Consider the following 11369-nt stretch of genomic DNA (forward strand, 5'->3'; position numbering starts at 1 on the left):
ACCGCCAGGAAAGGAAATGGTCGGCATGAAACCCGAGGAAATCGAAGCCCTGAGCTTTAGCATCATCGGCCGCGAAGCCGGGGCCCATGGCTTTCCCGCCGATCAGTGGCGCATCGTTCAGCGCATGATCCACACCTCGGCCGATTTCGACTACCTGCAGTCGGTTCGCTTTCACCCCCGGGCGATAGAGGCCGGGATTGCCGCCATCCGGTCGGGCTGCACCATCGTCACCGACACTCACATGGCCCGGGCGGGAATCCGCAAAACGGATCTGGAGCGTTTCGGGGCTTCGGCCACCTGCTATATCGGCGATCCCGACGTGCGGCAGCAGGCGGCGCAGAGCGGTTCCACCCGCGCCCAGGCGGCGGTGAACGCCGCCGTGGGCGATATGGCCGGTGGCATTTTCGTGGTCGGCAATGCGCCCACCGCCCTGCTGCGCCTTCTGGAACTGGTTCGGGCCGGCACGGCGCGCCCCGCGCTGGTGATCGGCCTGCCGGTGGGGTTCGTCAACGCCGCCGAGTCCAAGGCCGCCCTGGTGCAGACCGACATCCCCTTCATATCCAATGTCGGCCGCAAAGGCGGGTCCAACGTGGCGGCCAGCGTGGTCAACGCCCTGGCCAAACTGGCGCTGGAGGGGGACGCGGACGCCTGATGGGCCGCAAGCGACGCTTGAAAACCGGATTTACCACCGGAACGGCGGCCACCGCGGCGGCACAGGCAGCCCTGGGCTTTCTTCTGGAGCATAAGGCGCCCGCCAGCGTTTCGGTCTTGCTGCCGACCGGCGACCGCCTGCAGGTTCCCGTCGCCACCTGCCGGCGACTGTCGGCCACTGCCGCTGAAGGGCGGGTGATCAAGGATGCTGGCGACGACCCCGACATCACCCACGGTGCCGAGATCGGCGCCCGGGTGCGGCTGCTCCCGGCAGGCGAAAAAGAGCGGGTGCGCATCAGCGGCGGCGAAGGGGTCGGCACCGTCACCAAGCCGGGGCTGGAAGTTCCCCTGGGAGAGGCGGCCATCAACCCGGTGCCGCGCCGCATGATCACCCGGGCGCTGACCGACCTGCTGGAAACCGCGGGCCAGACGGGCGGGGCTGCGGTGGAAATTTTCGTCCCCCAGGGGGCGGCCCTGGCCCGCAGGACCCTCAACGCACGCCTGGGAATTATCGGCGGCGTTTCGATTCTCGGCACCACCGGGCTGGTCAAACCGCTTTCCCACGACGCCTACACCGCCACCATCGATGCCTGCCTGGCGGTGGCCCGGGCCGCGGGTCTGGAGGAGGCGGTCCTGACCACCGGGCGCCGCTCCGAGCGCTTTGCCCAGGCCCTGCTGCCCGCCTTGCCCGCCGAAGCCTTTGTCCAGATCGGCGATTTTTTTCAAAAATCTTTGGGTATGACTGTTGCCCGCGGTTTCCGGCGGGCGACCCTGGCGGTTTTTTTCGGCAAGGCGCTCAAGATGGCCCAGGGTGCTCCCCACACCCACGCCTCCCGCGCCGATCTGAATCTCCGGGCGCTGGCCGGTTGGACGGCCGAAGCCTGCGGGCGCCTTGATCTGGCTTCCGCGGTGGCCGCCGCCAACACCGCACGGCACGCCCTGGAGATTCTCGGAGATTCCTGCCCGCCGGTGGTGGCGGCAGTGGGGCGCCGGATCATCGCCGCCGCCCACGACTTCGCCTCAGGGGCCGTGGAGATTCGCAGCGTGATCTTCGATTACGACGGGAAGGTGATCTTCGCCGGCCCGCCTGCCCGGGACGAGCGGCCGCAGCCCGCGGAGGGCGAAGGATGATACCCGTGACGATCATCGGGATGGGCATGTCCCCGGAAGATCTCACCGCCCGCCAGCGCGATCTGATCGCCGCGGCGGATGTCCTTGTCGGCGGCCGCCGCCACCTGGCCCACTTTGCGGACCTGGCGGCCGAGAAAATCGAAATCGGAAAGGGGCTCTCAGCCCTGCTGCCCGCCATCCAAAGCGCCGCGCAGGAACGCCGGGTGGTGGTGCTGGCCTCAGGCGACCCTCTGTTTTTCGGCATCGGCGCTTATCTGGTGCGCGCCCTGGGTCCCGAAAACGTCCGGATCTACCCCAACGTCTCATCGGTTGCGGCCGCCTTTGCCCGCCTCCGGCACCCCTGGCAGGAGGTCCGGGTGGTCAGCCTGCACGGCCGCGACGGCGGGGCAGAATTGCTGGCCGCCGCCCAGGCGGCCGACTGGATTGCCGTTTTCACCGACCCCACCCACACCCCGGCCCGGGTGGCGCGCCTGTTGCTGCAACACCAGGTGGCGGGCTTCGAGGTCTGCGTCCTGGAGCAGATGGGATCCGCGGCCGAGCGCATCTCCTGGCTGGCGCCGGAAATTGCGGCCCAAAGTGTTTTCGCCGAACCCAACCTGGTGGTGCTGAAGCGGCGCCCGCAAAGCGCCGCATCCCCGCCACAGGCCCTTTTTCTGGGGATGCCGGACGACCAGTTCGCGCACCAGCAGGGCCTGATCACCAAAGCCGAGGTGCGGGTTCTGGCCCTCGCGCGCCTTCAGCTGCGGCCGGGCGACACCCTCTGGGACCTGGGCGCCGGCAGCGGTTCCCTGGCCGTGGAGGCCGCGGTTTTGATCCGCCGCGGCCTGATATTCGCCGTGGAGCAGGACCCCCAGCGCATTCAGCAGATCCGACGGAATGCCGCACGCTTCGGGGTTTCCAACCTCACCGCGGTCCAGGCCGTGCTGCCCGAAGGGCTGGCGCCCCTGCCCGACCCGGACCGCATCTTTATCGGCGGCGGGGGGCGAAACCTGGCGGCCATCATCGGGCAGGCCGCAAGCCGCCTGAAGCCCGGCGGCCGGATGGTGATCAACGCGGTCCTGCTGGACAATATCCAGACCGCGCTGGATGCCATGCAGCAGCTGGGGTGGGAAGCCGACCTCGTCCAGGTGCAGATCAGCCGGTCCAAAAAAATGCCCTGGAGCCGGCGGATGGCCGCCCATAACCCGGTCTGGATCATCAGCGGCGCCAAACCCTGAGCCCTTCGGAGCCCCGCCATGCAGCCAGCGAAGATTCGGCCGGATTCGGCTCAGCCAGCCAAAGAGGAGCAGAAAACCCCATGAACCACCCTGTGGTCTTTTGCGGCGCCGGCCCCGGCGACCCCGACCTGATCACCGTCAAGGGCCAGCAGGCCCTGGCCCAGGCCGACGTGGTGGTCTATGCCGGCTCGCTGGTGCCCCGGGCGGTCCTCAAATGGGCCCGCCCCGGAGCTGCCCTGCAAAACAGTGCCGCCATGCACCTGCAGGAGATCGTCGGCCAGATGGCGGCGGCCTACCAGGCGCACCAGCGGGTGGTGCGCCTGCACACCGGGGACCCCAGCCTCTACGGGGCCATATTCGAGCAGATGGCCGAGCTCGACCGGCGTGGGATCCCCTATCGCGTGATCCCCGGGGTTACGGCGGCTTTCGCGGCCGCGGCCGCCATGGGGATCGAGTACACCCTGCCGGAAATATCCCAGACCTTGATCCTGACCCGCATGGCCGGCCGCACGCCGGTGCCGCAACAGGAGTCCCTGGAAAGCCTGGCGGCCCATCAGGCCTCCATGGCCATCTATCTGAGCATCAGCCTGATCGCGCAGGTGGCCGAGATACTCTCCAGAACCTACGGGCCGCAAGCCCCCTGTGCGCTGGCCTTCCGGGTCAGCCAGCCCGAGGAAAAAATCCGGTTCACCCGCGTTGAGCGTCTCGTCGAACTGGTCAAACAAGAGGGCATCGACCACCAGGCCCTGATCATCGTGGGCAAAGTCCTGGCCGTGAGTCCGCCTGAGCTGAAACACCGATCCAAGCTCTACGACCCCGATTTCAACCACGCCTTTCGCCGCCCAGCGGGCGCGGATGATCTCGCGGCGGCGGGCAAAAAGCCCGCGACCCGGGCCGGCTGCAAACCCGAAAACCTTTCGGGCGCCGGCGATCCACCTCCCCCAGAGACGCCCGACCCGACGCCATGACCCCATCCGCCCGTCAAAACCGGCTGGCCGTCTGGGCGATCACGCCCCGGGGCGCCGAGATCGCCCTGCGCCTGGCGCGCCATCTGCCGGGCTGCGACCTCCACCTGGCCGCCGGTCTCGCCCACGCCCCGCTGGCCGAGGCCACCTTCCAACGACTGGCCCACGCGCTGCCGCCGCACTTTTACCGCTACGGCGGCCACATCTTTGTGATGGCCACGGGCATTGTGGTACGCCTGATCGCCCCCCTAATCCGTCACAAAACCGTGGACCCCGCCGTGGTGGTGATCGACGAAGGCGCCCGGCACGCCATCAGCCTGGTTTCCGGCCACCTCGGCGGCGCCAATCAGCTGGCCCTGGAAGTCGCCCGGATCACCGCCGCAGACCCGGTGATCACCACGGCCACCGACCTCAGCGGCGTCCCGGCCATCGATCTGCTGGCCCAGGAGAACCATCTTTCTATTGAAAATCCGGCCGCAATCCAATACGTAAGCATGGCGCTGCTGACCGGCCAGCCCGTGCGCCTCCACGACCCCATGGGCTGGGTCGGCCACCGGCTGCCGGCGGGCGCCGTGATCGCGTTTGACACGCCCGAAGCCAAGGGCGCCACGGCCGGGGTCTGGGTGGATGACGTGCTGGCGCCGGTCCCGCCGCGAACCCTGGTCCTGCGCCCCCCAAGCCTGGCTGCGGGCATGGGCTGCAACCGCGGCACCCCGCTGGCGGAGATGCGCGGCCTGCTGCTGGAAACCCTGGCGCGCTTCAGGCGGTCGGCGGCCAGCCTGAAGCGCCTGGCTTCCATCAGCCTCAAGCAGGACGAGCCGGGTCTCCTGGCGCTGGCCCAAACTCTCGGAGTACCGCTGGTTTTTTTCGAAAAAGACGCCCTCGCGCGGGCGGACGGGGTCGTCTCCCCCTCGGCGCGGGTGGCGCGACATGTCGGAGTCGAAAGCGTATGCGAAGCCGCCGCGATCCTGGCGGCCGGAAACGGCCCGCTGATCGTCCCCAAACAGACCAGCCGCAACGCGACCGTGGCCATCGCCCGAATACCCTCTACATCGTCGGCATCGGCCCGGGGGGACTGGAGCACCTCTCGCTGAGGGCCAGCGCGGTGCTCCAGGCGGTGGATACGGTGGTGGGCTACACCACCTACATCGACCTGGTCAAGCCGCTGCTGGCCGGCAAGGAGGTGGTCAGCACCGGCATGCGGCAGGAGGTGGCGCGGGTCGAAGCCGCCATCGACCTGGCGCTGGGGGGTAAATCCTGCGCCATCGTCTCCAGCGGCGACCCCGGCATTTACGCCATGGCCGGGCTGGTCTTCGAAATGTGCCGTCAAAGGGGCATTCCCTTGACCCCTGCGACCGCGGCAGCCGGGGCGGCCGCCGAGGCCCTGCCGGTTGAGGTGGTCCCGGGGATCCCGGCGCTGTGCGCCGGCGCCGCCCTGCTGGGCGCACCCTTGACCCACGACTTTGCGGCCGTCAGCCTGAGCGACCTCTTGACCCCGTGGGAAAAGATCGCGCGGCGCCTGGATGCCGCGGCCGGGGCCGATTTCGTTATCGTGCTCTACAACCCCAAGAGCAAAAAACGGGACTGGCAGCTTGCCCGCGCTCAGGAAATCCTGCTGCGCCACCGGTCCCCGGAAACCCCCGTGGGGATCGTGACCAGCGCCACCCGGGACCGCCAGCACCTGTCGCTGCTGCGCCTCGCGGAACTCAAGGACGCACCGGTGGACATGCAGACGGTGGTCTTCATCGGCAACGCCAGCACCACCCGCAGCGACGGGTTCATGGTGACCCCGCGGGGCTATACCCGCAAGTATGACCTTGGCTGACACCCCGCCGGCGGCGCACCCCGTCACGCGTCGCCCGAGAAAACGATGACCGCTCTCAAACCGACACCAGCAACCGCCTGTATCGCCGTCATGGGCACCGGCTCGGATGTGGGCAAAAGCGTCATCGCCACAGCCCTGTGCCGGGTTTTGGCCGACCGGGGTCTGCGCGTGGCGCCCTTCAAGGCCCAGAACATGTCCAACAATTCGGGGGTCACCCCCGATGGCCTGGAAATGGGCCGCGCCCAGATCGTCCAGGCCGAGGCGGCCCGCATCGCCCCCCACGTCGACATGAACCCGATCCTGCTCAAACCCACCAGCGAGGTCGGCTCCCAGGTGGTGCTGCTGGGCGAGGCCCTCACCAACGCCACGGCCGCGGCCTACCACCAGTTCAAGGCGCGCCTCTTCCAGGAGGCCTGCCGAGCCTACGACCGCCTGGCCGCCGCCCACGACCTGATCGTAATGGAAGGCGCCGGCTCGTGCGCCGAGGTCAACCTGATGGCCTCGGACATCACCAACCTGCGGATGGCCGATTACGCCGGCGCCCGGGTTTTGCTGGTGGCCGACATCCACCGCGGGGGGGTTTTCGCCCAACTGGTGGGCACCCTGGCCTGTCTGGAGCCGGCCCAGCAGGACCAGATCGCCGGCTTCGTGATCAACCGTTTCCGGGGCGACCTGGCCCTCTTCGGCGACGGCACCCGCTGGATCACGGCGCGCACCGCCAAACCGGTCTTCGGGGTCCTGCCCTGGCTTACGGACATCCGCATCGAAGCCGAAGATTCAGTGGTCCTCGAAAACCCGCCGCCGCACTCCGGGGCCTCGCACAACCGGCCGCGGATCGGGGTGATCCGCCTTCCGCACATCTCAAACTTCACCGATTTCGACCCGCTGGCAAACCTGGAGGGCCTCTCGCTCCAGTTTCTCGAAAAAGTTCAGGAACTGACCGCCTTCGGCGCCGTCATCCTGCCCGGGTCCAAGAACACCCGCTCCGACCTCGCCTGGCTGGTGCAAAGCGGCTGGGCCGAGCGGTTGAAGGCCTACGCCGAGGCCGGCGGCCATCTGCTGGGGATCTGCGGGGGCTATCAGATCCTGGGACAGCATGTGGCGGACCCCGACGGGCTGGAGGGCCGCCCCGGCACCACCCCCGGCCTGGGCCTGCTGCCGGTGACGACCCGCCTGGCAGCTCCCAAGACCACCACCCGTTCGCGCTTCCTGTGGGGGCCAGCCGCCGGCAGCGGCTACGAGATCCACATGGGTCAGACCCGGCGCGCCGGCGGCCGTCCACTTTTGGCCGTGACCGAGCGCAACGCCCAGGCCTGCAGCGACGCGGACGGCTGCGTGGCCCCCGGCGGACGCGTCATGGGCACCTACATGCACGGTCTTTTCGACACCCCGGACGTCACCCGCGCCTGGCTGGCCACCATCGGGCTGGAGGCCGTCGCCGTCGGCGAAATCCACGGGCCGGCTGCCCGGGACCGGGCCTACGATCGCCTGGCGGCCCATTTCAGCCGCCATATCGACACCGACGCCCTGCTGGCGGCCTGCCTGGGCGGAAATTTTGCGGGAAATTGAGGCGATGATATCATCACCGTTCCAGCCACCGACGGCGAGCGAATCGATCCTGGTGATCGGCGGCTGCAAAAGCGGCAAGAGCCGCCACGCCCTGGCGCTGGCCGCGGCGGTGACGCCGCCCCGGAGGCTTTTCATCGCCACCTGCGTGCCCCGCGACGAGGAAATGCACCAGCGGGTGGCGCGCCACCAGGCCGAGCGCGGCCCGGAGTGGCGCACCCTGGAGGAGCCGCTGGGTCTGGCCGAGGCGATCCGCAGCCACAGCAGCGCAACCGATTTGATCCTGGTGGACTGCCTGACCCTCTGGCTCAGCAACCTGATGCTGGCCGATGAGTCCCTGGACGGGCTGGACCGCCGGCTGAGCGAGCTGATGGCGGCCCTCGGGAACGCCCGCTGTCCCGTGATCCTGGTGTCCAACGAGGTCGGGGCCGGCATTGTGCCCGAAAACAGCCTGGCCCGTCGTTTCCGGGACGCCGCCGGGATGATGAACCAAACGGTCGCAGCGGGAGTGGACCGCGTGACGTGGATCGTTGCGGGCATCCCGCTGACCGTCAAACCCCAGACCCCCGGTCGGGGCTGAGACCGTGGGGCGCGCCATGATCAGACCTCTTTGGCAGGATTTACGCGCCGCCCTCCAGTTTCTCACGATCCTGCCCGTTGGCGGCGGCGGAGACTTCAACCCCCGGGGGCTGCTGCCCTTTTTTCCGTTGGCGGGTGTTCTCGTGGGGGGTTTGCTGTTCCTGCTGGATTCGGCCGTCCTGCAGCTTTGGCCGCGGCCCGTGGCCGCGCTGCTGGACGTGGCCTTTCTGGCGTTTATCACCGGCGCCCTGCATCTGGACGGTCTGGCCGACGCCGCCGACGGCCTCTACGGCCGGCGCCCGCGGGAAAAGGCGCTGGCCATCATGAAAGACAGCCGGGTGGGAGTCATGGGCCTGGTGGCGGTGGTGGCCGGGCTGGCGCTCAAGTGGGGGGGCATATCGGCCCTGGAGTCCCATCGGGGCCTCCTGCTGGTGGTGATCCCGGCCTTCGCCCGGGGCGGCATGCTGATCGGGATGCGCTTTCTGCCCTATGGCCGGCCCGAGGGCGGCACCGGCCGCGCCTTTTTCGATGCGCCGCTGACGCTGCGGTCCTTTGCCGGGTTCCTGCTGCCGCTGGGGCTGTCGGTTTTCCTGGGGTGGCGCGGCCTTTTTCTGGTAATCGCCTTTGCCACGGTCGTCGCCGCAATCCTGGCCTACTACCACGCCAAGCTGGGCTGCATCACCGGCGACATGCTGGGCGCGATGACCGAGGTGACCGAGGCGGCGTTGTTTTTGCTGCTATCCGCGGGAGGTGCGCTGTGATCGTTGGGCACGGCGGCAACATCGTTGAAGTGGCGCGCCAGGTCGGCTGCCGGCCGTCTGAAATCAGCGACATGAGCAGCAATGTCAACCCCCTGGGGCCGCCGCCGGGCCTGCTGGCGCATCTGGCGCAGCACCTGGAGGCCATCCTGGCCCTGCCCGAGGTGGACTCCATGCAGATGGTGGAAGCCTTTGCCCGGCGCCACGACCTGCCCGCCGATGCCGTCCTGGCCGGCAACGGCACCACCCAGCTGATCTACGCCCTGCCCCGGGCCCTCGACACCCGGCAGGCCCTGATCCTGGGGCCCACCTACGCCGATTATGCCGACGCCTGCCGCATGCAGGGAGTAGCCCCCGCATTCTCAATGGCCCGGGAGACTGACGGTTTCCGGCCGGACTTGGAGCGCCTGGACCAAGCGGCGGCCACCGCGGACACGGTCTTCGTCTGCAACCCCAACAACCCCAGCGGCGCCCTGATCCCGTCGGCGGATCTGGAGCGCTGCTGCCGCCGCCACCCCGGGGTGACCTTCATCATCGACGAGTCCTACCTGCCGTTTGCCTCCCCGCCGGCGGATAGAAGCCTGATGGGCTGCGGCCTGCCGAACGTCGTGGTGCTCAACTCGATGTCCAAGATCTTCCGCATTCCGGGTCTGCGGATCGGTTTCGCCGTCTCGAGCCCCGCCACCATCCAGCGGCTGCGCCAATTCGCCCTGCCCTGGAGCGTCAACAGCCTGGCCCAGGCGGCGGTGGGCTACCTGATGGCGCACCCGGCGGAAACCGAGGCCTTCGTCAACGTTACGCGCCAATTCCTGGATGCCGAGAAGGCGGCCTTCGGCGAAGCCCTGAAGGCCGCGGCGCACCTGGAGCCCTTCCCCAGCGCCACCTCCTTTATCCTGATCCGCCTCGACGGCGGTCTGAAGGCCGCGACGGTCTGGCGCCGCCTGGCCGCCCGGCGGATCCTGATCCGCGACTGCAGCAATTTCGAGGGGCTCTCGGAGCGCTTCATCCGCATCTCCCTCAAGGATCAGGCGACCAACCGGGCCCTTTGCCGCCATCTTCGGGAGCTGGGATGAGTGTTGCGTTCCTCCCCGGCTTCCTCCTGCCGGTGGCCTTCGTCCTGGATCTGCTGCTGGGGGACCCGCGCTGGCTACCCCACCCCATCCGCTGGATGGGGGCCGCGATCACATGGGCCGAGTCGCGCTTTCGCCGCCTGCCCCTATCGCTTGGCGCCGCCGGCGGGCTGTTTGCGGCCAGCCTGATCGCCGGCACGGCGCTGGCGGCCTTTGGGTTGCTGCGGGTGGCGGCAGCCGTCCACCCGCTTGTGGCAGTCGGGCTGGAGGTCCTGCTGGTGTTCTACTGCCTTTCGGCACGCAGCCTGATGGATGCGGCCATGGCCGTCTACCGCCCCCTGCGGGAGGGTGATGCCAGCGCGGCCAAGGGCCAGGTAGCAATGATCATCGGCCGCGATACGGCGCCCCTATCCGAGGCCGGGGTCGCCCGGGCGTGCGTCGAGACGGTGGCCGAAAACCTAGTGGACGGCGTGGTCTCGCCTCTCTTCTACGCCGCCTTGGGGGGCGCGCCGCTGGCGCTGGCTTTCAAGATGGTCAACACCCTGGATTCCATGGTGGGCTACAAAAACGAACGCTACCGGTCCTTCGGCCGGGCCGCCGCGCGGATCGACGATGCGGCCAACTATCTGCCGGCGCGCCTCGCCATGCCGCTGATCGCCCTTGCGGCGGCCCTGCTGGCCGGCAGGGGCCGGCGGACCCTCGGCCGCGCCCTGCGGGAAGGCCGGCGGCACATCAGCCCCAACGCCGGGATTGCCGAAGCCGCCTTTGCCGGTGCGCTGGGGGTCTGTCTGGGCGGACCGAACTACTACGGCGGGGTCTTGGTGGACAAACCCTTCATCGGCAGCGGGCTCGGGCCGGTGGTTCCGGACCATATCCCGCGGGCCTGTGAACTGATGCTGGTGACGGCCCTGATCAGCCTGGGGGCTTTCTGGGTTGCCGCTCTGGGCCTGGGCCTGATCTAGCTTGCAGAGGAGAAGCCGTGACGCAGACCAGCGCACCCGGCCGGCCCTACCCGCCGCTGCCGCAATCCGCCCGGGGGCGCTACCCGTTCCGGCTGGCCTGCCCCTCCTTCATCTACCCGGACCACTACCTGCCCAACGTGCGCATGCTCGCCCCCTTCGTGGATGAAATCGAGCTGCTGGTACTAGACAGCCGGTACCCGGGAAGCCTTCCCGGGAAGGCCGAAATCGCCGAACTGGCCCAGGTGGGCGGAGACCTCGGCATCGGCTACAACGTCCACCTGCCCACCGACATCACCCCGGGGCACCCCGACCCGACCATCGACCGCCAGGCCGTTGACACCCTGCGGCGGGTCCTGGAGCGGGTGGCGCCCCTCGCCCCCACCACCTGCACCCTGCACCTGCCCCGGCCGGCAGAGGTTCGCGACGCGGCGAGCGCCGGGCCCTGGCGCGCGCGGCTGGCGTCGAGTCTGCGGGCCATCCTGTCCGGCGGTCCTCCCGCCCACCGCATCAGCGTCGAAACGCTCGCCTACCCCCTCCAGTGGCTGACCCCGCTGATCCTCGAACTCGATCTGGCGGTCTGTTTGGATCTTGGCCACCTCCTGCTCTATGACCTCGATCTGGAAGACAACTGGCGGGCATTTGCCG

General features: G+C 68.9%; 12 protein-coding genes. All 12 read left to right on the top strand.

The genetic code is table 11. The annotated features are described in order from the left end of the window. The first annotated feature begins 25 nt into the window (after window positions 1–25). Complete coding sequence (locus LJE63_15860; protein MCG6908078.1) at window positions 26–652, top strand: precorrin-8X methylmutase; 627 nt, start codon at window positions 26–28, stop codon at window positions 650–652. Further along, the gene (gene cbiD / locus LJE63_15865; GenBank protein MCG6908079.1) at window positions 652–1782 is read left to right on the top strand and encodes a cobalt-precorrin-5B (C(1))-methyltransferase CbiD; all 1131 of its coding nucleotides are present in this window, start codon (window positions 652–654) and stop codon (window positions 1780–1782) included. Before LJE63_15860 ends, cbiD begins: the two co-directional genes overlap by 1 nt. A gap of 5 nt (window positions 1783–1787) precedes the next feature. Then, window positions 1788–2999 (top strand): precorrin-6y C5,15-methyltransferase (decarboxylating) subunit CbiE, encoded by a 1212-nt coding sequence (gene cbiE, locus LJE63_15870; GenBank protein ID MCG6908080.1) that lies wholly within the window; start codon window positions 1788–1790, stop codon window positions 2997–2999. A gap of 80 nt (window positions 3000–3079) precedes the next feature. After that, the gene (gene cobM / locus LJE63_15875; protein ID MCG6908081.1) at window positions 3080–3967 is read left to right on the top strand and encodes a precorrin-4 C(11)-methyltransferase; all 888 of its coding nucleotides are present in this window, start codon (window positions 3080–3082) and stop codon (window positions 3965–3967) included. After that, complete coding sequence (locus LJE63_15880) at window positions 3964–5058, top strand: cobalt-precorrin 5A hydrolase (protein ID MCG6908082.1); 1095 nt, start codon at window positions 3964–3966, stop codon at window positions 5056–5058. The genes cobM and LJE63_15880 overlap by 4 nt, the downstream gene beginning before the upstream one ends. Then, a complete protein-coding gene (gene cobJ / locus LJE63_15885) occupies window positions 5016–5789 on the top strand; it encodes a precorrin-3B C(17)-methyltransferase (GenBank protein MCG6908083.1) in 774 nt (257 codons plus the stop codon). Before LJE63_15880 ends, cobJ begins: the two co-directional genes overlap by 43 nt. 45 nt (window positions 5790–5834) lie before the next feature. Next, a complete protein-coding gene (locus LJE63_15890) occupies window positions 5835–7358 on the top strand; it encodes a cobyric acid synthase (protein MCG6908084.1) in 1524 nt (507 codons plus the stop codon). 4 nt (window positions 7359–7362) lie between these two features. Beyond that, window positions 7363–7935 (top strand): bifunctional adenosylcobinamide kinase/adenosylcobinamide-phosphate guanylyltransferase, encoded by a 573-nt coding sequence (cobU, locus tag LJE63_15895; GenBank protein MCG6908085.1) that lies wholly within the window; start codon window positions 7363–7365, stop codon window positions 7933–7935. A 16-nt stretch (window positions 7936–7951) separates the two neighbouring features. Then, window positions 7952–8695 carry an adenosylcobinamide-GDP ribazoletransferase gene (locus LJE63_15900; protein MCG6908086.1) on the top strand — a complete coding sequence of 248 codons (744 nt, stop codon included), beginning with the start codon at window positions 7952–7954 and terminating at the stop codon, window positions 8693–8695. Then, entirely contained in the window at window positions 8692–9765 is a 1074-nt protein-coding gene (gene cobD / locus LJE63_15905; protein MCG6908087.1) for a threonine-phosphate decarboxylase CobD, read from the top strand. Before LJE63_15900 ends, cobD begins: the two co-directional genes overlap by 4 nt. Further along, complete coding sequence (gene cbiB, locus LJE63_15910) at window positions 9762–10724, top strand: adenosylcobinamide-phosphate synthase CbiB (protein MCG6908088.1); 963 nt, start codon at window positions 9762–9764, stop codon at window positions 10722–10724. Before cobD ends, cbiB begins: the two co-directional genes overlap by 4 nt. Window positions 10725–10741: 17 nt before the next feature. After that, the coding region (locus LJE63_15915; GenBank protein ID MCG6908089.1) for a hypothetical protein at window positions 10742–11369 on the top strand (628 nt) is incomplete at its 3' end.

The sequence above is a fragment of the Desulfobacteraceae bacterium genome, assembly GCA_022340425.1.
In the GTDB taxonomy this organism is placed as follows: Bacteria; Desulfobacterota; Desulfobacteria; order Desulfobacterales; family JAABRJ01; genus JAABRJ01.

Excerpts from the sequence above, each read along its gene's own strand:
- cobM (MCG6908081.1), top strand. The coding sequence starts at position 3,080 with ATGAACCACCCTGTGGTCTTTTGCGGCGCCGGCCCCGGCGACCCCGAC.
- LJE63_15880 (MCG6908082.1), top strand. The coding sequence starts at position 3,964 with ATGACCCCATCCGCCCGTCAAAACCGGCTGGCCGTCTGGGCGATCACG.
- cbiB (MCG6908088.1), top strand. The coding sequence starts at position 9,762 with ATGAGTGTTGCGTTCCTCCCCGGCTTCCTCCTGCCGGTGGCCTTCGTC.
- LJE63_15900 (MCG6908086.1), top strand. The coding sequence starts at position 7,952 with ATGATCAGACCTCTTTGGCAGGATTTACGCGCCGCCCTCCAGTTTCTC.
- cbiD (MCG6908079.1), top strand. The coding sequence starts at position 652 with ATGGGCCGCAAGCGACGCTTGAAAACCGGATTTACCACCGGAACGGCG.
- LJE63_15860 (MCG6908078.1), top strand. The coding sequence starts at position 26 with ATGAAACCCGAGGAAATCGAAGCCCTGAGCTTTAGCATCATCGGCCGC.
- cobU (MCG6908085.1), top strand. The coding sequence starts at position 7,363 with ATGATATCATCACCGTTCCAGCCACCGACGGCGAGCGAATCGATCCTG.
- LJE63_15890 (MCG6908084.1), top strand. The coding sequence starts at position 5,835 with ATGACCGCTCTCAAACCGACACCAGCAACCGCCTGTATCGCCGTCATG.